We start from the raw sequence: 22,475 nt of genomic DNA on the forward strand, positions 1-22,475 counted from the left end.
GGGCAGGCCTGTTTCCTCTTCAGATATTTTTTCACTTATGAAATAATCGGTCGGTTCTGTGCCTTTTATAAATGGTAGCAAGACAGCATCGGGGCGGTCTTCCAGGGCCAAAAGCCCTGTTCTGGGGTCTATCTTCACAAAGACGATATTGGGGGGAACGGAGAATTCCAGAACAGGAGTATCCTGTAGAGCTTCTTTCATAAATTCTGTCCACATAGGACAAGCTGCCACTGCTCCGCTCTGTCTTTCTCCCAGGGTTTGATTGTCGTCATATCCCACCCATACACCGGTCACTAGATTGGGGACAAACCCGATAAACCAGGCATCAGTAAATTCATTGGTTGTGCCAGTCTTTCCCGCTCTTGGACGACCTATACGTTTGGTATACCAACCGGTTCCTCTCTCGGCAACTTCTCTCAACAGGTAGGTCATAATGTAGGCAGTTTGTGCCGATAGAACTACTTCCTCCTCCGGGAAATTCTCTTCCAGGACATTTCCGCTAGCATCTTCCACTCGAATAATGGCGTAGGGCTTAGTTCTGATACCCTGGTTTGCCAGGATTCCATAAGCTGAAGTTATTTCCAGTGGTGTGAGTACTGATGAACCTAAGGCAAGAGATAGTGTCTTCTCCAGGGGACTGCTAATGCCCATTTTTTTAGCATAACTGGCTGCAGTAGTTGGTCTGATTCTGTCTAATATTTTTACCGCGCAGACATTGATGGAGTAGGCTAAAGCATCGCGAAGTAAAATACGTCCACGGAAAGTTCCTTCGTAGTTCTGGGGAATCCAGATGTTTTCAGGGTTTATATTTTTGACAATTTCCGGGTCTATATCGGAGAGGTCTGTAGTGTTGGAAAGAAGTTTCCAGTTTATTCCGTCATTGTAATAGGCAACTGGAGAATCCTCGATGGGATTTACTACTGTATACCCGGTGTCGATAGCAGCGGTATAAATAAAAGGTTTAAATGCACTTCCCGGTTGTCTTTTTGCCTGAACTGCTCTATTAAATTGACTTTCCTCAAACTCTCGACCTCCTACCATTACCCTAATCTGTCCTGTGGCAGGATGGAGAGCTACAATAGCACCCTGGACTCTTCTCTCCGCGACCTTTTCCGTTTCTTCTAATCCTGTCTGTGGTGGCTCTTTGCTCTCTCTCTTTTTTATCTCGTCGAACTCATCCAGTTTCTCTGCCAAAGCCTTTTCTGCAATTTTTTGCATTTTCAAGTCTAAAGTTGTGTAAATTTTCAGTCCACCTTTAAATAGAGCATAACTTCCATATTTTGGCTCCAATATTTGTCTTAGGTACTCCACGAAATAAGGACCTTGAGACTTCCTCAATTGATGTTTTTCGAATGGTAGTGGATAGTAATTGGTCTCTTTTTCCTCGTCGGGAGTAATGAATCCAGAGTCGACCATTCTATAGAGCACAGTGGCTCTCCGTCTGTAAGCGCGAGCAACATCCACAAAAGGGGAGTACCTGTTTGGCGCTCGCGGGAGTCCTGCCAAGAGAGCCGATTCTGCCAGATTTAACTCTTGGATGTCTTTTCCAAAATAGATACTGGCGGCTTCTTGAACTCCGTAGGCACCCTGGCCAAAATAGACTTGATTTAAATATAACTGTAAAAGTTCTTCTTTAGTATAATCTTTTTCTAACTGGATGGAGAGAAGTAATTCTTTTATCTTTCTTTTAATGGTTCTTTCCTTGGTTAAAAATAGGGCCTTGGATAGTTGCTGGGTTATAGTACTTCCCCCTTCCACAATTTGGCGGTGCTTCAGGTTGGCCAGCATAGCCCTGGCGATAGCATATAAGTCTGCTCCCCAGTGTTTGAAGAACCTCTGGTCTTCAACAGCAATAACAGCATTCTGGAGGTCTACGGGAATTTGGGATAGAGGGACCAGATCTCTTCTCTCTACAAAAAGCTCAGCAATAACTTCCCCATTGATATCGTAAATTTCAGTAATCAGGTTTGGTCTATACTCGTCAAGGGTATCAATACGAGGGAGTTCCTTTAGATAACGTCTCAAAGTTATTAAGGAGATTATTAAAATTCCTAAAAGAGAAGCAGAAAGTATCCATATAAATCTTTTATGAGATTTACTTTTTATCCGAATCATAGCGTCATCCTCAATGAATTATTATACCAAATTAAAAGAATTTGTAAAGATTTATGTTTTTATCTGGTCTCTGAAAAAGATTTTCTTTTAGTCTGTCATTGCGGGCCCAAAGGGCGTGGCAATCTCCTGACAAGTGATGAGATTGCTTCAGGACTTCGTCCTTCGCAATGACAGTTTGTATTAAGTCGCTTCGCTGTGTCGCAAAGACATTTAGAGGGGCTTTTTCAGAGACCTCTCCATTATACTTGACATCGCTATGTGATTGTGATAAAATCCCTAATAAAGGTTGAATTAAAGGAGGACATAAATGGAGGAAAAGAACGTATTAGAAAAGTTAGCGGAGATAAATCCACAGGCTGAGATATGGTGGGATTCTTCACCGTTAATCTACCAGAGCTGGGTGGAAGAGATGCTCAGGGAGGCAAAAGAAGAAGATAAAGAAATAATGAAAAGACAATTTACCAGACTCTATAATTCTGACAAACCTGAGGAGACGCTATTTAGAGGCGTGACTACGAATCCTCCTCTCTGCCTGAACGTGTTCAAAACTCACGGAGATTACTGGGCAGAATTTGTAGATGGACTTATTGAGAAGAATCCGGAAATAGATAAAGAGAACCTCTTCTGGATGACCTATAAGGAAATAGTTAAAAGAGGCGCCCAGATGTATTTAGGGGTTTTTGAAAAGTCGAATTATAAGTATGGATATATCTCAGCTCAAGTAGATCCCCGGGAGATATACAATGAGGAAAAGATGCTCGAGCAAGCCAAGGAACTGGCCAGCCTCAGTCCTAACGTTATGATTAAGATTCCTGGCTCAAAAGAGGGTTATAAAATTATCAAAGTGTTGACTTCAATGGGAATAGCTACCAATAATACTCTCGCCTTTACCATTCCCCAGTTTTTAGTTTGCGCCAATGCGGTGAAAGAGGGACTGGAGATTGCCAAAAAGAATGGCGTTGACCTCACCAGATGGAGGTCGGTCATAACTGATATGTCAGCAAGGTATGGAGATTTGGGAGGCCTGGCGAAAAAAGCTGAAGAGAAAGGGATTGAGCTTTCTGAGGCAGATGTCCGCTGGGCTGAACTGGCTATATTTAAAAAAGCCTACAAGCTCGTTAAAGAGAGAAACTATCCCAGTAAGATGCTCCTATGCTCCATGCGTATAAGTCCACCGATAAATGGGAAACCGATTGCTTCCTGGCATGTAGAGAAGCTGGCTGGGGCAGATATTGTGTACACCTGTCCGCCAAAATATATTAAAGGACTGATGAAAATTAGTGATAATATTAAGTTTAAAGACTCAATAGAAGAAGAACCGCCCAAAGAGGAGCTGGATAAACTTCTCCAGGTTCCTTATTTTGAGAAAGCCTATGCAGAAGATGGTCTTACACCGGAAGAGTTTAATACTCACGCAGCTGTTCTGGCAACAGCCGAAGAGTTTTCCAATGCTACCAGGGGAATGGTCGATTTCGTTAATCAACGGTTAGAAAAGAAGAAAACAAAATAGAGAAATTGAAACAAAAGAGGTCCTATGAAAAACCACAAACAGAATCTAAATGGTATTTTTCTTCCCATAAATACTCCTTTCCTGAAGGATGAGAGTATAGACTGGGATGGTCTTAAACGCAATATGGGCTTTTATGCTAAGTCCAAGGCCAGGGGCTTTTTGGTTTTGGGCAGTAATGGAGAGAACAAGTCTCTCGATGAGGATGAAAAGCTAAAAATACTGGAGACAGTTTTACAGTATAAGGCACCCCACCAGAAAGTGATAACCGCTTGCTTTGTAGAAAGTACCCGGCAGGCGCTCCGGTTTATCAACAAGGTTGAGTCTATGAAAATCGATTACTTTAATCTGCTTCCTCCTTTCTATTTCCGTAGCCGGATGACCGACGAGGTATTGGCAAAATATTTCACTGAATGCGCTGAAGGCTCCTCTATACCCATTTTGCTCTACAATGCGCCAAAGTTTTCTGGGATAGCTCTTTCGCCAGAATTGGTAGCCAAGCTTAGTCAACATAGAAATATAGCGGGGATAAAAGATAGCGCTTCCAGTGGTATCGAGAAGTTTATCGAGGCAGTTCCTGATGATTTTGTAGTGATGGCAGGGAGTATTGGCTTCTTGTTTCCAGCGGTTCTTTCCGGTGCCGTGGGAGGGGTGATTTCCATGGCCAACTATTTTCCAGATTTAACACACCAGCTCTACCTTTTGGGCAAAGAGAAAAATATAGAAGAAGGAGAGAAACTTCATCTCCGTCTTTCCGACCTCAATAAGAAGATTTCTGGTGCATACGGTGTTGCCGGCGTGAAGGCGGCAATGGATTTGATGGGACTTGTGGGCGGGCTTCCCAGAAAGCCTCTTCTGGGACTGAAAGAAACTGAGAAAGAGAAGTTAAGAAAAGACCTTGAGGAGGCAGGACTTTTAAAGGGAGATAACAGATGAGTCGACGAGGGGTTATACTGGCATTGGATATTGGCACAACAGGTTTTAAACTGGGACTTTTCGATCGGGAAGGGGAACTTATAGAGATGACAAATTGTTTCTATCCCATCAATGCCTATGATGGAGATAAAGCAGATTCTGACCCTGAAAGATGGTGGACAGGCTTCCTCGACTGTCATAAGCGCCTGAAGAGTTCACTGGAAGATGTTGAAGTTATGCCTATGGGTGTGACCACTCCCGGGGCAATGATTCTCGATAGAGAAGGTAATCCTTTAACTCCGGCAGTTCTTTTTATGGATAGGCGCTCTCCTAAACAAGCTCAGGAAATTCGAGATAAAATTGGGGAAGAAAGACTCCTGTCAGAAACAGCCAATCTTCCTGTTCCCGGAGGTTGTACTGCCTCTACCATTCTCTGGTGGAGAGATAACCTTCCTGAAGTCTATAAAAACGGGCACATTTTTGCTCATACTAATACCTTTTTTGGTCGTCGCTTAACCGGTAAATTCGGTATGGATGCTTCCACTGGCTCTTTGACTGCCCTGTTCAATACTACTAAACCCGAGAAAGGTTGGAATCTGGAGATTGTCAGAGAGCTGGGAATTCCTGAAGAAAAGTTGCCGCCCTTTGTTAATAGCTGGGAGGCGGTGGGGACTCTCGAGCCGGAGATGGCTAAGAAATTGAATCTCAAAGCAGGGATTCCGGTTCTGATGGGTGGAAATGATGTCGCCTGTGCCGATTTAAGCGTGGGATTGTCTGAACAGGGAAAGATAGTGGATATCCTGGGCACCTGTGAAATATTAACTACTTGCCTGGAGACTCCTATTGCTTCTCCCAGACACAATATTCGTTGCCACGTAATTCCTGGTCGCTGGATAACTATGTTCGTTCTAAATACAGGGGGAGAAGCATTTAAATGGTTTGCCAATGTATTTTGTCGGGATATGAGCTTAGATAGTTTCTTTAAAGATTTCTTACCGCAAGCTCTGAAAAAAGTCCTTGAGCGGGAGAAGGAGGGGGAAGTTTTAGACCTGCCCGGTTTTCTTCCTTATTTGTCCGGAGACAGGTATTCTGTGGAGAATATATGGGCTTCTATCACTAATCTCCATCTATCCCATAATCGTGAACATATCCTGGCGGGAATGGTCAAGACTTCCATGGAGTTAACCGGAGAGCATCTTAAACAGTTATCAAAGAAAGTTAAACTTTCCCAGGAATTGATTCTTACTGGCGGTGCTATTAATCCTGTTTTCATAGAAGCAAAGAAGCGCTGGATGGGAGATTTTAAATACGTCATAAAGGAACAATCTTCACTGCAGGGATGTGCTATCCTGGGCAAAATGTTCCTGGACGGTGCATTTAAAAAAGGATAATTTTACCCCGTTAGAAATTTTGCCATACACCTTTGTGTACAGGCATTTCTAACGGGGTTTACTTTTTTTATTGAATATGGTAAAATTAATATGGGAAAGAATAATTGGAAAAGGTGAAAATTATGTTTGGTCCCATTCTAAGAAAGATTTTTGGCAGTAAGGCTCAGAGAGACGTTAAGAGGCACGAGCCACTGGTGAAGCTGGTAATCTCTTTAGAACCTACAATAAGTAAGCTTTCTGATGAGGAATTGAGAGCCAAGACGGATGAGTTCAGGGGTCGAGTGAGCGAAAGGGCTAAGGAATATAGAGAAGAGTTGAAAAGGACAGAAGATATACTTAAGGAAGCCGTATCTCCAGAAGAAAGACTGAAAGCAAGAGAAGAATTGAAAAAGGTTAGAAATATGGTGCTGGAGGATGTTTTGCCTGAAGCCTTTGCTGTAGCCAGGGAAGTAGGCAAACGCACCCTGAATATGCGCCACTTTGATGTGCAGATTATGGGTGGAGTTGTTCTCCATGAGGGCAAAATTGCGGAAATGGCTACAGGTGAAGGAAAGACACTGGTGGCCACTCTGTCAATCTATTTAAACAGCCTGGGAGGATATAAGACTCATTTAGTTACGGTTAATGATTATTTAGCCAAAAGGGATGCTCAATGGATGGGACCAATTTATAACTCCCTGGGATTAACTGTGGGCTTAGTCCAGCACGATATGGCTCCATCTGAACGGCGAATGGCCTATAGTTGCGATGTCACTTATGTAACAAATAATGAACTCGGTTTCGACTATCTCAGGGATAATATGGCCCATTCTCTGGAAGAGTGCGTGTTGAGTAAGTTGGAGTACGCTATAGTTGATGAGGTGGATAGCATTTTAGTCGATGAGGCGAGAACTCCTCTAATTATTTCCGGACCTGCTGAGGAATCAACAAATAAATATTTTATCATCGACCGCCTTGTTCCTCAGCTGAAAGGAAAGTTTGTTACTGAACGAGAAGAGGTGGAGGCCAAATATAAGGGTTTGGATTTGGAGAAGGGTTACGACTACATGGTGGATGAAAAAGCGGGGACAGGTACCCTTACCGAACTGGGAGTAAAGAAGTGTGAGAGGATGTTGAGCATTGATAATCTTTACGATGATATACAGACCGAGTGGGTTCACCATATTAACCAGGCTTTGAGAGCGCATAATCTGTTCAAAAGAGATGTCCACTATATGGTAAAAGATGGTCAGGTAGTTATTGTGGATGAGTTCACCGGAAGGTTGATGCCTGGCAGAAGGTGGAGCGACGGGTTACACCAGGCAATTGAGGCTAAAGAGAACGTAAGGATAGCTGAAGAGAATCAAACCTTAGCTACAATCACCTTCCAGAACTTTTTCAAATTATATGACAAACTGGCTGGTATGACCGGAACAGCAGTTACAGAAGCAGAAGAATTCTGGAAGATTTACGGATTGGATGTAGTAGTTATTCCCCCCAACAAGCCTTTAGTAAGAACTAACTACCCTGACGTAATCTATAAAACAGAAAAGGAGAAATTTGCAGCTGTCGTTGGAGAAATTGAAGAACTCCACAAGGTCGGTCGTCCTGTATTGGTAGGAACGAGGTCGATCGAGAATAGCGAGAAGTTAAGTGAGATGCTCAAAAGAAGGGGTATTGCCCACAATGTGTTGAATGCTAAGTATCATGAACGAGAAGCGCAGATTATCACCCAGGCGGGAAGGAAAAGTGCAGTGACCATTGCCACCAATATGGCTGGCAGAGGAACAGATATTGTACTGGGCGGGAATCCCCCAGACCCTTCTGAACACAATGAAGTAGTTGAGTTAAGGGGTCTCCATATATTAGGAACTGAGAGGCACGAAGCACGCAGAATCGATAATCAACTGCGTGGTCGTGCTGGACGGCAAGGTGACCCCGGCTCTTCCCGATTCTATTTGGCTTTGGAAGACGAATTAATGAGACTTTTCGGCTCGGCTCGCATAGCTCAAGTAATGGATAGATTGGGATTGGAAGAGGGACAGGATATCCAGCACCCATTGATTACCCGGGCTATAGAGAGTGCTCAGAAAAAAGTAGAAGCGATGAACTTCGATATTAGAAAGCAGCTTCTGGAATATGACAATGTGATGAGTAAGAAGAGAGAAGTAGTCTACAAATGGAGGAGAGAAGTTTTAGAAGGAGCCAATCTTAAAGATGATACATTGTCTAGGTTAGAGGACCTTATCGATGATAAGCTTTTCCTCTATGCCCCTCCCAAGGTCTATCCTGAACAGTGGAATTGGGAAGCAATTTCTCAGTGGCTGAAGCGCTCCTTTAATATCTCTTTTTCAGTTTCCTCAGAAGATTTGAAACGGATGAAGCAGGAAACCTTGGGTCAGCTAATAGCTGAGCGAATTAAACAGGCATATGATGAGCGGGAAAGAGAAATGGGAGAAGAGATGATGCGCTTTATTGAAAGTATGGTTACTCTTCAGGTTGTGGACACACGTTGGAAAGAACATCTTTACGATATGGATAAATTACGAGAAGGAATAGGACTGCGTGCTTACGGACAGAAAGATCCACTTATTGAATATAAACGTGAGTCTGGGGAGGCCTTCGACGCTATGCAAGAGCGTATGAGAGAGGAGATTGCCGATTACGTCTTTAGAGTAAAAGTAGTGGCTGAACAGGCAAAGGCAAGAGTTGCCCCGGGAAGGGAAGTGGCTCAAAAGCCTCCCGCAGGTGTGGGAAAATATAGGGAGATGCCTGCTCGTGAAGCCGCGTCTTCTGCTTCCTCTATGCCCACGCCTTTTCCCAAACGTAGAAAGATTGGACGGAACGACCCCTGCCCTTGTGGTAGTGGGAAGAAATATAAAAAATGTTGCGGAAGATAACACAAAAAAGTGACAGACACTTTTTTGCAAATATTGTAGCTGCAGAGCGGAGCTCTGCATTGTAGGGGCGGCACTCCGTGGCCGCCCAAAGGAAGGGACGGCACAGAGTCCGTCCCCTACGAAAAGCAAAGCTTTCGCTTTGCTGCTACAGAGAATCGCGAAGTTCTGCTTCGCTACTCCAAAGACATTAAGAAAGATTAACGGAATGAATATGCGGTGGAGAAATTTAAGATTAGCTATTCTTTCGGGTATTTTGCTTGTTCTCATATTTCCAAAGTTCAATCTATCATTTTTGGCCTGGGTAGCCTTAGTTCCCCTTTTCCTGGCTCTGGAGGGTAGGAATTTAAGAGAGTCTTTTAATTTGGGATTTCTCGCTGGCTTGGTTTCTTTTATGGGGATTCTCTACTGGATTTTTCCCACTGTAGTTAGTAGCGGAGAATCGAAGTTATTGGGGTTGGTTTCGCTTCTAGCTCTCTCTTCTTACCTGGCAATATATTATGGTCTTTTCTGTCTAATCTTCAGGTATTTATCCCTGAAAATTACGCATTTCATATTGAGCTTACTCTTCGCTCCTGCCCTCTGGGTTTCACTGGAACTTTTGCGAGCATACTTTCTTTCCGGATTTCCCTGGGCTCTTTTAGGCTATTCTCAATGGAACTTCACTCCGATGATACAGATATCGGAATTTACCGGGGTCTACGGAGTTTCTTTCCTGATTGTGATGGTGAACATGGTTTTGACGCAAGCAGGACGCTCATTTGGGTTCTACAGAAGAGAGGGAGTGGTATCTAAGGCAAGAGTTAAAAGAACTGCATTGCTTTTGGCTCTAAGTGTGTTAGTGTTTTTGTCCTGTTTAGCCTATGGTTTGATTACTATATCGAGAGAATCTTTTACAGAGAGTGGGAATTTCCCGGAGGAAAAATTGATGACCAAAATCGCTTTACTTCAGGGGAATATAAATCAATATATGAAATGGGACAAAAAGTATGAACGAATGATTAAGGATACCTATGGTGAGTTAGTAAAGACGGCAGCAAAAGAGAATCCTCAATTAATTATCTGGCCAGAGACAGCATTGCCGGGATATCTTAAACGGGAAAGACAACTTCAGGAATGGGTAGAGAAGGTGGTTGGCCAAACCAATGCATACCATATTATTGGTAGTCCTGAATATCGGGAAGGCGCTTATTACAATGCAGCCTTCCTGATTTCACCCCAGGGAGAAATTTTAGGCGAGTATGATAAAATTCACCTCGTTCCTTTTGGTGAGATAATTCCTTTTCGGTCAATTCTTTCTCCCCTCATTGGTGTATTAAATGAAATGGGAGATTTTTCTCCCGGACGGGAGCGTAAGTTATTGAGGAGCCCTTTGGGGAGTTTTGCTGTGCTCATTTGTTGGGAAGGAATCTTTCCTCATCTCGTTCGCAAATTCGTAAAAGATGGGGCAGATTACTTGGCTAATATTACCAATGATGCCTGGTTTTTAAACACGGCTGCTCCCTTTCAACATTTTATTATGAGTATTTTTCGTGCTGTGGAGAATCGGGTGAGCATCATCCGCGTAGCTAATACAGGAGTTTCAGGATTTATCGATAAATATGGTAGAATAACTATGAAAACAGAAATCTTTAAGAAGGACTATCTAAATTCTTCTGTTTCCAGGAGAAATCAGCAAACTTTCTATACCAATTACGGCGATATTTTTGCTTACCTGTGCGTAGTCCTGAGTATCTCTTTTATTGCCTGGAGGAGGTTCAAGTGCTAAAAGATTTAAAGGACAAGTTGAAATTGATTACGGATTCTACGCAAAGACTAAGGAGGCATCTTTGAGATAGAAAAAAAAGAGAAAAAGATTAACGAGCTAAAGAGAGAAACCGAGAAAGCAGATTTCTGGAAAGAACGGGAAAAAGCACAAAAGGTGATGCAAGAATTGAATTCTCTTAAGAAATCTGTTAACACCTGGAAAGATTTAAATAATAAGAAGGATGAGATAGAAACACTCCTGGAGATGGCTAGGGAAGAGGAAAAGAAAGGCTGGGCAGACCGCCATTATGAGGCTACGGTAGTTGGAGAACTGGAAGAGAGAATTAAGGATATTGAGACGAGTATAGAGGCTTTGAGCCTGCAAACTAAAATGGCAGGAGAATCCGATAAGAATAATGCTATACTTACATTGCATTCCGGGGCTGGTGGCACAGAAGCCTGTGATTGGGTAGAGATGCTTTTTCGTATGTACAGGAGATGGGCTGAAAAGAAGAATTATAATGTTACAATTATAGACATACTTGCCGGCGAGGAAGCGGGGATTAAGAGGATTACCTCTATCATAGCAGGGGAATATGCCTATGGTTTTTTAAAGTCGGAAATGGGCATTCATCGGTTGGTTAGAATTTCACCTTTCGATGCAAATAAGCGTCGTCATACCAGCTTTGCTTCTTGTGATGTAATCCCGGAAATAAGTAGTGAGATAAGAGTAGAAATTAAGGAAAAGGACCTGAGAATCGATACATACCGCGCCTCTGGTCATGGCGGGCAGCATGTTAACAAGACCGATTCTGCAGTACGGATTACTCATATACCCAGTGGCATAGTTGTGCAATGTCAGAGTGACCGCTCCCAGCATAAAAATAAGGCTACGGCAATGAAGTTGTTGCGAGCAAAATTGTTCGAACTGGAACAGGAAAAGAAAAGAGCAACGAAAGAAGCTCATTACCAGAGATTAAACACTATTGCCTGGGGTAACCAGATTCGTTCTTACGTCTTCTGTCCTTATACCATGGTAAAAGACCATCGCACGAATTTAGAAATTGGAAATATAGAATCTGTAATGAATGGCGAAATCGACCCATTTATTGAAGCCTATCTTTCCCAGAAGGAGGAGTAATTGAATATGCGTTATCCAGCAATTGGTTTCTTTTGTGTAATCTTTCTGTTAGGCACGATTTTCACCAGTCCTGTCTCTGCTAAAAATGAAGCAAAAGAATTATACAAAGGAGCAGAAGAGAAGTATGACCTGGGAGAAGTGGACGAAGCTATTATTGATTTAGAAAAAGCTTTGGAGATTGATAGTAAATTTAAGAAGGCAGAAGAACTTCTACTTAAGATTTTAATTACCGTGAGTACTGAATATTATGCGGCAGACGACTATGAACGCGCTTTTCCTTATTTGACTAAGGCCTATGAGCTTGCTCCTGAAAATGCAAAAGTAAAATATATGTACGATATTGTTTCCCAGGAGTTAATAGCAAGGGAATCAGAGAAAAAAGCTGGAGAACTGGAGGTTCAAAAGAAGGCTGAACAGGAACGCCGGGAAGCAGAAGTTGAAGCCGAAGGAAAAGAAGAAGAGCTTCTGCAAAAAAAGAAGCAGGAGGAGGAAAAAAGAAGGCGGGAGCTGGAAGCTAAAAGAAGGAAGGAAGAAAAGAGAAATGAAGCCGAGTTTGAGGCAAAAATGAAATCAGAAAGTGGGGAGACGAAGAAAGCTCTTCTGGCGAGGGAAGAGGAGATAGAAAAAGCCACAAATAAATATGAGGAAACCCGTAAAAGATTAAGATGGACTATAGTTCTGGGAATTATTGGTATTTTAATATCTTCCCTGGTAGCCATTTTTCTTATATTCATTATTTTTAAATATAGTAACCGGAGATTTGAGAAAAGATGGAAGGAAGAACGCACCGGAGAGGATGAGTTTCGTCAGCGAGTGGAGAATCTACTCCTGGGAAACCAGGAGAGGACTTTAGAGCTATTAGAGAAGATGTCTGGGACACTTAGAGGAGAGACGAAAAAAGTAATTGTTGAAATGCCGGGTGGAGGACGGCAAATTATTACCGACATAAACCCGCATATTAGAGCAAGAGCAGATGGGGTGGAGTTGATTGAATCCACAGTGGACGATCCCAAGGTTGGAGAGAGGCTACTCAAGCCATTCTTGGAAGATAGGGATAGCCGGGTAAGAGCCAATGCAGGTAAGGCTCTATACAAGTATAATAAAGAAAAGGCTATGGTAGTGCTCACTGAGATGTGTAAGAGTAGTGACCAGTGGATGAGATTGAGTGGAGCCTGGGCTTTGGGTGAGATAGGTTCACAGAGTGCAGCAGAAATCTTGCTTTCTCTATTGCAAGATTCCTGGGAGTTCGTCAGGGAGAGAGCTGCCAAATCTTTAGAGAAGATACTAACTCAAAAGAAAAAAGAGATTGAAAGAACTCTATTAGAAAGAATTGAGTCTGTCCTTAAGGAACTTAAACAGAAAAAGTGACAGGTACTTTTTCTGGAGTAGCGAAACTTGTTTCGCGATAATAACGCAGAGCAAGCTCTGCTACTCCAGGGGAAAATGGGGACAGCGACCATTTTTCAAGGACTGTCCCATTCTCAGATTTTCTAATAAGACTTAAAGTGCTGTCTGCTTGAAAAAAATGGTCGCTGTCCCTATTTGTCCCTATTTTCCTATTTTCTAATTATTTGCTACTCCAGAATAGGTTCCGATTCATCGGGACAAGGTTTTTGTTTGACAGAGAAGAACTTTATGTAATATAATAAAAGTTTCGGAGGAAAAAGGAAATAACATTATGAATGAAATTAATAAGCTGATTTCCGAGAGAAAACAGAAATTGGAAGAGTTGCGCAAGTTAGGGGTCGATGTTTATCCTCGTAATTTCTCTATAACCCACGCTATCAGTCAGGTTAGAGAGAAATACGGAACGTTAAAAGCAGAGGAGAAAACTGAAGAGACTGTCTCTCTTGCCGGAAGAATTATGAGTCTACGGGGGATGGGTAAAGCCAGCTTTGCCCACATGAAAGATCAAACGGGGAAGTTACAGATTTACATTAGAGAAGATGTTTTAGGAGAACGCAATTATCAAATATTTAGAAAGTTTGACATTGGAGATTTAATTGGGGTCACTGGAAAAGTCTTTTCCACTAAGACAGGAGAGTTGTCTATTCAGGTAGAAGATTTAACCCTTTTAGCTAAGTCACTCAGGCCATTGCCTGAAAAATGGCATGGGCTTAAAGACATCGAAACTCGTTATCGCCAGAGATATATAGATTTGGTGGTCAATGAACAAGTAAAAGATGTTTTCTGTACGCGCAGTTTGATTATTAAGGGGATAAGAAAATTTCTGGATAACCTGGGATTTCTGGAAGTGGAAACACCTATGATGCAATCAATTGTAGGCGGGGCAATAGCTAAACCTTTCCTTACGCATCATCAAGCATTGGATATGGAGCTTTATTTACGAATCTCACCGGAACTCTTTTTGAAGCGCTTAGTGGTGGGAGGACTGGAGAAGGTTTATGAAGTAAACAGAAGTTTCAGGAATGAAGGGGTTTCCACCAGACACAATCCAGAATTCACTATGCTGGAAGTATATCAGGCTTATTCAGATTATAATGGGATGATGGACCTTTGCCAGAAAATGATTCTGTCTATTGCCAAAGAAGTTCTGGGGAAGGAGGACTTCGTCTATCAGGAAAACAAAATTAGCTTGGGAAAAATTCCCTGGCAAAGGTTTTCCCTGTATGAATTGTTGAAGGAACATACGGGGCTTGACTTTACAAATATTCACGGGTTATCTGAAATGAGAAAGGCAGCCGACAGATTAAATGTAAAATATAAGAAGGATAGTCCCAAACACAAAATTCTTGACCATATTTTTGAATCTTATGTGCAAAAGAAGCTAATACAACCAACATTTGTACTCGATTATCCCGCTGAATTTTCCCCTTTGGCTAAGGCAAAGGAGGATAATCCTGAATTAGTGGAACGGTTTGAGCTGTTCATAGGGGGAGAAGAATTGGCAAATGCTTATTCCGAGCTGAACGATCCTGTAGAGCAGCGAAGAAGAATGGAAAAACAGGTTGAGGAGAAAGACATTGGGGAGGGAAGAGAAGCCGAAGTCGATGAGGACTATCTGCGTGCCCTGGAATATGGTCTGCCACCCTGCGGGGGTTTGGGCATAGGGGTAGACCGCCTGGTTATGGTGTTTACCAATTCCAATTCTATTCGGGACGTAATTCTTTTTCCCCAGATGAGAAAAGAGGCGGAATAGAGCCCAACAGGCCTGGTAGCCGCTCCGATTTATCGGAGCGAATATGAACGCACATGGGTAGCCGCAGGCTTCAGCCTGCGGATATGAACGCAAGCTAAAGCTTGCGACTACCATAAGAGCAGAAGAATGGGATATGAACTTTTTATTAGTTGGAGATATTTAAAAGCTAAACGGAAGCAGATTTTTATTTCCGTTATTAGCTTGATTTCTATTAGCGGCATAGCCCTGGGTGTTGCTGCGCTGATTATTACTCTCTCGGTGATGAATGGATTCAGGAATGATTTGCGCGAGAAAATCATAGGAATGAGTTCGCACGTTGTGGTTCTGGACCAGAGAAATATGGGATTGGAAGAACCGAATATAGTTCAAAAAAAGGTAGAGAAAATAGAATCGGTAGTAGCTGTTGCTCCTTTTGTTTATGGGCAGGCAATATTGAGGAATGGCGATAGAACCTCGGGAGCTGTGATCAAAGGAATTTTCCCGAAAGAGACAAAAAATATTGCCAGTCTCCTGACACATTTAAAGGAAGGAAACCTCGATTATCTTGAATTTCCTTTAAAGAAAAATGACAGCTCCCAGGGTAAGATTCTCCCCAAGAACCTGGGTAAGTCCGAAAAGGGCATTGTTATGGGAGAGGTATTGGCTAAGAATTTGAATCTCTCTTTGGGAATGAATGTGCTTTTGATTTCTCCCATGGATATGGCCACGCAGTTGGGAATGATTCCCAGAATGGAGAAGTTTCGGTTAGTGGGGATATTCGACTCAGGAATGTATGAATACGATGCAAACCTTGCCTATATTTTCTTCCCTGTAGCTCAAAAGTTGTTTAACCTGGGAGAAAGAGCTACGGGGCTGGAAGTTAAAATTGATAATATCTTCAAAGCAAATAATGTCGCAGCCCTGATTCAAAAAGAACTGGGTTACCCTTATTGGGCGAGGAGCTGGATGGTAACCCATAGAAACCTGTTTGCCGCCTTGAAACTGGAGAAGGTAACGATGTTCATTATTCTGGTTTTGATTGTTCTGGTAGCAGCTTTCAACATTATTTCCACTCTGATGATGATGACTATGGAGAAGACTAAGGATATTGGCATACTTAAAGCAATGGGTGTTGCAAGAAGAAGTGTCCTCAAAATCTTTCTTTTTGAGGGATTGATTATAGGTGTAATGGGCACACTTATTGGGGCAGTAGTGGGTTATATTGCCTGTCGTCTTTTGGGAAAATACCAATTCGTAAAATTGCCTCAGGATGTCTACTATATAAGTAGTTTACCAGTGCATATACAGAGAAGTGATTTCATATATATTATTTTAGGAGTGATATTGATATCTTTGATGGCGGCAATTTACCCTGCCTATAAGGCATCTCGTCTGGATCCTTGCGAGGCGATTAGATACGGGTGAGGGGAAGGCTAAAGAGTGCATAACCAGAGACCATTCTTAGAAGCTAAAAATCTAAACAAGAGTTATTACCAGGATGAAATTGAGGTTAGAGCACTTGTGGAAATTAATCTAAAGATAATGGAGAAGGAAGTAGTGGCGATTTTTGGTCCCTCGGGTGCTGGAAAGAGCACTTTGCTCCACATTCTTGGTGCCTTAGATCGTCCAACCAAAGGGGAGGTTATTTTTCAAGATAGTAATATTACTACCTTATCCGATAATGAACTTGCCCGGTTGCGAAACAGAGAGGTTGGTTTTATTTTTCAGTTTCACCATCTTCTGCCTGAGTTTACTGCACTGGAAAATGTGATGATGCCTCTCCTGATAGCTCAAAGCTCTTCTGGTAAGGATAGGGTCAGTAGTTTTCCCTCGGGGAAAATGAAACAGATAAGGGAAAAAATCGAAGAGGAATCTTTAAGAATCTTGACTGAGGTGGGTTTAAAAGATAGAATAAATCACAGCCCGTCCGAGTTATCAGTAGGTGAGCAGCAGCGAGTAGCTGTAGCGCGGGCGTTAATCAATAGTCCCCAAGCAATTTTAGCTGACGAACCAACGGGAAATCTGGATAGAAAGACAGGAGACTCAGTCTTTGAGCTCCTTTTAGAACTGAATCAGGAAAGGGGAAAGGTATTAGTAATTGTTACCCATAATGAGGTGTTGGTGGAGAGGATAGCGAGTTTACACTCTGGGAAAATTATCCATTTACGCGATGGCAAAATAATAAATTAATACAAAAAGGAGGGTTAATGGCACAGAAAATCTATCTGAATGGCAAATTGGTTCCTCGAGAAGATGCCAGGATTTCTGTTTTCGACCATGGACTGCTATACGGAGATGGGGTCTTTGAGGGAATTCGGGCATACGATGGTCGTGTATTTAGATTATCTCAACACCTGGACCGCCTCTACGATTCAGCCAGAGCAATTGCACTTAAAATTCCTTTGACCAAGAAAGAGATAGAAGAAGCTGTAATTCAGACTTTAAGAGCAAATAGTTTAAAAAGTGGTTATATCCGCTTGGTGGTGACCAGGGGAGAAGGTGATCTGGGTCTTGACCCCAGGAATTGTGGAAAGCCGGCGGTGTTCATTATAGCAGATAAGATCGAGCTTTATCCTGAAGAGTGGTATAAGAAAGGTTTAGAATTGGTTACTGTGGCCACAAAGAGAAATATTTCCGAAGCAATAGATCCAGGGATAAAATCGCTGAATTATCTTAATAACATTTTGGCAAAGATTGAAGCAGGCTTGCAAAATATGCCTGAGGCTGTAATGCTTAACAAAGATGGCTACGTTGCAGAATGTACTGGAGATAATATCTTCATTGTGGAAGAGAATGTGTTAATTACTCCTCCTTTTTATGTGGGTGTACTTGCCGGTATCACCCGTCAAACAGTAATCGAACTGGCAAGAGAAAAATTAGACCTTCTGGTGAAGGAGGAAGTGTTTACCCGATTCCATCTGTACACTGCAGATGAGTGTTTCTTGACTGGCACAGCTGCAGAAGTGATTCCTGTAGTTAAGATTGACGGTCGAAAGATAGCGGAGGGAAAACCAGGAAAGATTACCACAAGACTCATCAAAGAATTTCGGGATTTAACGAAAAAAGAAGGCACGAAAACATAATAGACAGTAGACACTGGATTTGGCACTTTGGAGTCCTCCCGAAAGGGAGGTTGGAGTGTCAAGCGAAAGCTTGACCCAGTGAAACTCTCGTTTCACACTCCAGTTAGGGTGACGAAAAATGGCACTCTGAAGAGTGCCCGACCAAATGGCACCGTAAACGGTGCCCGACCAGGTTAGGAGATAGCTTATGCTTTGTGATGAGTGTAAAAAGAACGAGGCTATAATACATTTTACTCAGATTCTCAATAATAAAGTAACTAAATTTCATCTCTGTCAGGAGTGTGCTAAAGAAAAGGGAGTGGTGTTCCCTTCTCTGGATGAGGCGCTTTTCGAGGGCCCCCATCTTGCTTTAGCTTCCCTTTTGGCTGGACTTAGTGATATTGGCGTTCCCTATGCTCTGGAGAAGCCAAAAGTAGTCAGAAAGTGCCCCAACTGTAAGGCAACCTACGACGATTTCAGGGAATCGGGCAGGTTGGGCTGTTCTGAATGTTATCGAACTTTTAAGAAGGAGCTTCTGCCCCTGTTGAGAAGGCTCCACGGTTCAGTCCAACACACAGGCAAAGTTCCCCTGCAAAAAGTCAGAGTAGGCAAAAAAGGTAAAGAGATAATGGAACTGCGCAGAGAATTACAGAAGGTAATAGAGAAAGAGGAATATGAAAAGGCAGCAGTAATAAGGGATAGGATAAAAGAATTAGAAAAGAAAAAATAATGCAACTGCAAAATATGCTCAAACAAAAAATCGGGTGGTTAGAAAGTAAAGAGAAATCTCCGGGAATTGCAATTTCTTCACGGGTCAGGCTGGCGCGGAATCTGAACAGAGTCCCCTTTCCTCAGAAGGCTACCAGGAGAGAGCAGGAGGGGTCTTTTGAGAAAATTAAGGGTGCTTGTGAAGAGATTGCATATTTTAAGGGAGCTCCCATCCTCAATTTGCAAGAGTTCGACAGGGTGGATAGGCAGTTTTTGTTAGAAAGGCATTTGATTAGTTATGAGCATTCTCGAGGAGATGGGGTCAGAGGATTAGTTATCGGGGACAGGGAACTTCTCAGCCTGATGATAAACGAAGAAGACCACCTGCGGCTTCAGGGAATACAATCGGGGTTAGAGCTACAGCAGGCCTGGGATATTTTGAAGCAAATTGATGAACAGATGGATAAGAAACTCGATTATGCCTTCTCTCCTGAGATAGGCTATCTGACTGCCTGCCCGACGAATACAGGAACCGGGATGAGGGCTTCTGTGTTTATGCACTTACCTGCTTTGGTGATGAATGAAGAGATAAATAAGGTGTTGCAGGCGTTAAACAAGATTGGAATGGTCGCTCGAGGACTTTATGGAGAAGGAACTAAGGTGATGGGAGACCTGTTCCAGATTTCCAACCAGGTTACTTTAGGCCCTAATGAAGAGGGAATAATTGACAATTTGGAAAGAGTCGTAAAACAAGTTATCGATTACGAAATCAAAGGAAGAAAGACTCTGTTTAAAGAAAGTAAAGAAAAGATAATGGATGTGGTTTATCGTGCTTATGGAGTCCTGGTTAATGCCCGGCGGATAAGTTTTGCGGAGACGATGGAGTTTCTATCAAAAGTGAGATTGGGCATATATTTTGACATGAGCTTAGATACTAAATTGGATATATTGAATGAACTCACTATCTTGACTCAGCCGGCTCATTTACAGGAGTCGGTGGGTAAGGAGCTCGCGCCATCTAAACGGGATTTTATCCGCGCAGAGATGATTAGAGAAAAATTGAAAAGGAGAAAATAATCCCCCTCACCCTGGGAAAAAGGGCTGGTCACCTTTTTGGAAGGAGGTAAGTTAAATGTTAAATAGATTTACTCAAAGGGCGCAGAAGGCTATTCTCTTAGCCCAACGGGAGGCAAAGAGACTGAATCACGATTATCTGGGCACTGAACATATCCTTTTAGGACTAATAGCCTTGGGAGAAGGCGTTGCTGCACAGGTGCTTCAGGACTTGGGAATCGATTTGAAAAAGGTGAGAAGAGAAGTGGACAAGACGGTAGGAACTGGAGACAACATTCTCCTGGTAGGAGAGGTGCCTTTTACTCCCAGAGCAAAAAAGGTTCTGGAATTGGCTATCCAGGAAGCACAGGATATGGGTCACAATTATGTGGGGACAGAACATCTGCTTTTAGGGCTAATCAGGGAAGAAGAAGGAGTGGCAGCTAAGGTTCTGGAGGGTCTGGGAGCAAGTTTAGAATTGGTAAGAGGGCAAATTATAAATCTCCTGGGTGAAGCTACTCCTCACGGAGCGCCCGGTAAAGAGAAGAGGAGAACTAAGACTCCTACCCTGGATGCTTATGGACGGGATTTAACGATATTTGCCAGTGAAGGAAAGCTCGATCCAGTAATTGGCAGGGGAACGGAGATCCAGAGATTAATCCAGATACTTTGCCGGCGCACCAAAAATAATCCAGTGATGATTGGCGATCCCGGCGTGGGTAAAACTGCTATCGTTGAGGGACTGGCACAGAAAATCTCTGACAAGAACGTACCGGAAATTCTATTGAATAAGAGAGTATTGATTCTCGATTTGGCTGGAGTTGTAGCCGGCACCAAATACCGGGGTGAATTCGAACAAAGACTAAAGCAAATAATAGATGAGATTCGCCGGTCTGAGGGCAACGTGATTCTGTTCATTGATGAACTTCATACGGTGGTGGGAGCTGGGGCTGCTGAAGGGGCAATAGATGCCTCCAATATGTTGAAACCAGCACTGGCAAGAGGAGAACTGCAATGTATCGGCGCTACTACTCTGGATGAGTATCGTAAATACATCGAGCACGACGCTGCTCTGGCAAGACGTTTTCAACCGGTGACTATTGACCCTCCCACGGTGGAGGAGACCATTGACATTTTGAAAGGGTTAAGGGATAGATACGAAGCCCACCATAGAGTTAAGATTACTGACGAAGCCCTCCATGCTGCGGCTACATTATCTCAAAGGTTCATTTCCAATCGCTTTCTGCCAGACAAGGCAATCGATTTAATTGATGAGGCTGGCTCGCGAGTAAGGCTTCAGACTACCACAAAACCTCCCGACTTAAAAGAAATTGAGAAAAAGTTAGAATCTGTAAATAAGGAGAAGAAGGCAGCCATTGCTTCCCAGGAGTTTGAAAAAGCTGCCAGGTTGCGCGATGAAGAGAAAAAGATTGAACAGGAACTGCAACAGACAAAAAAGTCCTGGGAGCAGAGAAAGGATAAGAAGGAAGGGACTGTAGTAGAAGAAGATATTGCTCATATTGTCTCTGAATGGACGGGGATTCCTGTGGTTAAGTTGACTGAGGAGGAAACGGAAAAACTCCTGCACATGGAAGAGGCTTTACACAAACGAGTTATTGCTCAGGATGAAGCAATAAAGGTTATTTCTCAAGCAGTGCGTCGTTCTCGTACAGGATTGAAAGATATTACTCGTCCTACTGGTTCGTTCATCTTCCTCGGGCCCACTGGGGTAGGAAAGACTGAATTGGCCAGAGCCTTGGCTGAGTTTATGTTTGGTGATGAAGAATCGATGGTGAGGTTGGATATGTCCGAGTATATGGAGAAGTTCAACGTTTCCAGGCTTGTCGGGGCTCCCCCAGGATATGTGGGTTATGAGGAAGGTGGTCAGCTTACGGAAAAGGTTCGCAGGAAGCCCTATTCGGTGATACTTCTGGATGAGATTGAGAAAGCTCATCCGGATGTGTTCAACATATTACTGCAAATTTTCGATTCCGGGCAGTTAACCGATAACCTAGGTCATAAGGTAGATTTTAAGAATACTGTAATCATTATGACTTCGAATATTGGAGCCAGAGAGATAATCGGGGGTAAGACCTTGGGATTTTTGACTACCCAGGAAGTGGAACAGAGTTACAAGAGTATGAAGAAGAAAGTTCTGGATGAGATGAAGAAGGTTTTTCGCCCGGAATTTCTGAATCGAATAGATGAAGCTATAGTTTTTCATCCACTGAGCAAAGAAGATGTGAGAAGTATTGTCGATTTAATGCTTGAAAAAGTAACTCAGAGATTATCGGAGCAAGAGCTCACTCTTAAAGTTACTGATGGGGCTAAAGACTTTCTTGTGGAAAAGGGCTTTGACCCCCAGTTTGGTGCACGTCCTCTCAGGAGAGCAATTCAGAGATACCTTGAGGATCCTCTGGCTCAAGAAATCTTAGCTAAGAAAATAAAACCCCAGGCAAAGATCACTGCCGATTTTCAAGACGGCAAAATAGTATTTAAACTGTCAGGCTCCTAACAGATGTCATTGCGGCTGTGTCATAATTAGATTTTTTGTTTGGTAGCCGCAACCTTCAGGTTGCGTTCTCGACGGGGAAATTGCGCAGGCTAAAGCCTGCGACTACCAAAATTAGGGTTACGACACAGCCTCATTGCGAGGAGCCCCGCACAACAAATGTGCGGGACGACGAAGCAATCTCGAGATTGCTTCAGGACTTTGTTCTTCGCAATGACACTGCGTGTCAGCATATTTCTCCGATCCTATCGGGGGTTTTTCTCCTATAAAAACCTGCCTTTTTGAAGAATTCCTATCTTTTCTTTCCAGA

15 protein-coding genes are annotated in these 22,475 nt (G+C 42.8%); 14 read left to right on the top strand and 1 reads right to left on the bottom strand.

From position 1 onward, the window contains the following. A partial coding sequence (locus VMW39_00475) for a PBP1A family penicillin-binding protein (GenBank protein ID HUW22497.1) occupies positions 1-2,115 on the bottom strand: 2,115 nt, incomplete at its 3' end. Between the two features lie 307 nt (positions 2,116-2,422). Here VMW39_00475 and VMW39_00480 point away from each other — a divergent pair. The 14 genes from VMW39_00480 to VMW39_00545 all read left to right on the top strand — a co-directional run bounded on the left by VMW39_00480 (position 2,423) and on the right by VMW39_00545 (position 22,168). Continuing rightward, the gene (locus VMW39_00480) at positions 2,423-3,625 is read left to right on the top strand and encodes a transaldolase family protein (protein HUW22498.1); all 1,203 of its coding nucleotides are present in this window, start codon (positions 2,423-2,425) and stop codon (positions 3,623-3,625) included. 24 nt (positions 3,626-3,649) lie between these two features. Next, positions 3,650-4,558: a dihydrodipicolinate synthase family protein gene (locus VMW39_00485; GenBank protein HUW22499.1), complete on the top strand. Its 909-nt coding sequence runs from the start codon at positions 3,650-3,652 to the stop codon at positions 4,556-4,558. Beyond that, positions 4,555-5,928 (top strand): FGGY family carbohydrate kinase, encoded by a 1,374-nt coding sequence (locus tag VMW39_00490; protein HUW22500.1) that lies wholly within the window; start codon positions 4,555-4,557, stop codon positions 5,926-5,928. The genes VMW39_00485 and VMW39_00490 overlap by 4 nt, the downstream gene beginning before the upstream one ends. 122 nt (positions 5,929-6,050) lie before the next feature. Continuing rightward, a complete protein-coding gene (gene secA / locus VMW39_00495) occupies positions 6,051-8,807 on the top strand; it encodes a preprotein translocase subunit SecA (protein HUW22501.1) in 2,757 nt (918 codons plus the stop codon). Positions 8,808-9,012: 205 nt separating this feature from the next. Beyond that, positions 9,013-10,572: an apolipoprotein N-acyltransferase gene (gene lnt / locus VMW39_00500; protein ID HUW22502.1), complete on the top strand. Its 1,560-nt coding sequence runs from the start codon at positions 9,013-9,015 to the stop codon at positions 10,570-10,572. Beyond that, a protein-coding gene (prfB, locus tag VMW39_00505) for a peptide chain release factor 2 (GenBank protein ID HUW22503.1) occupies positions 10,566-11,691 on the top strand; the annotation gives its coding sequence in 2 pieces (ribosomal slippage) (positions 10,566-10,625 and positions 10,627-11,691; 1,125 coding nt in all). The genes lnt and prfB overlap by 7 nt, the downstream gene beginning before the upstream one ends. 6 nt (positions 11,692-11,697) lie before the next feature. Further along, complete coding sequence (locus VMW39_00510) at positions 11,698-13,059, top strand: HEAT repeat domain-containing protein (GenBank protein ID HUW22504.1); 1,362 nt, start codon at positions 11,698-11,700, stop codon at positions 13,057-13,059. A gap of 310 nt (positions 13,060-13,369) precedes the next feature. Further along, on the top strand, positions 13,370-14,851 hold the full coding sequence (gene lysS, locus VMW39_00515) for a lysine--tRNA ligase (protein HUW22505.1): 1,482 nt from the start codon (positions 13,370-13,372) through the stop codon (positions 14,849-14,851). A gap of 126 nt (positions 14,852-14,977) precedes the next feature. Beyond that, positions 14,978-16,255, top strand: a complete 1,278-nt coding sequence (locus tag VMW39_00520) for a lipoprotein-releasing ABC transporter permease subunit (protein HUW22506.1) — start codon at positions 14,978-14,980, stop codon at positions 16,253-16,255. A gap of 15 nt (positions 16,256-16,270) precedes the next feature. Continuing rightward, entirely contained in the window at positions 16,271-17,020 is a 750-nt protein-coding gene (locus VMW39_00525) for an ABC transporter ATP-binding protein (GenBank protein HUW22507.1), read from the top strand. Positions 17,021-17,037: 17 nt separating this feature from the next. Next, positions 17,038-17,913, top strand: coding sequence for a branched-chain-amino-acid transaminase (ilvE, locus tag VMW39_00530; protein HUW22508.1), 876 nt, complete (start codon positions 17,038-17,040; stop codon positions 17,911-17,913). Positions 17,914-18,100: 187 nt separating this feature from the next. Next, positions 18,101-18,622 (top strand): UvrB/UvrC motif-containing protein, encoded by a 522-nt coding sequence (locus VMW39_00535; GenBank protein HUW22509.1) that lies wholly within the window; start codon positions 18,101-18,103, stop codon positions 18,620-18,622. Continuing rightward, the gene (locus VMW39_00540; GenBank protein HUW22510.1) at positions 18,622-19,677 is read left to right on the top strand and encodes a protein arginine kinase; all 1,056 of its coding nucleotides are present in this window, start codon (positions 18,622-18,624) and stop codon (positions 19,675-19,677) included. The genes VMW39_00535 and VMW39_00540 overlap by 1 nt, the downstream gene beginning before the upstream one ends. Positions 19,678-19,732: 55 nt before the next feature. After that, positions 19,733-22,168 carry an ATP-dependent Clp protease ATP-binding subunit gene (locus VMW39_00545; protein HUW22511.1) on the top strand — a complete coding sequence of 812 codons (2,436 nt, stop codon included), beginning with the start codon at positions 19,733-19,735 and terminating at the stop codon, positions 22,166-22,168. Positions 22,169-22,475 lie beyond the last annotated feature (307 nt).

It is taken from the genome of bacterium, from assembly GCA_035530055.1.
GTDB lineage: Bacteria > UBA6262 > WVXT01 > WVXT01 > WVXT01 > WVXT01.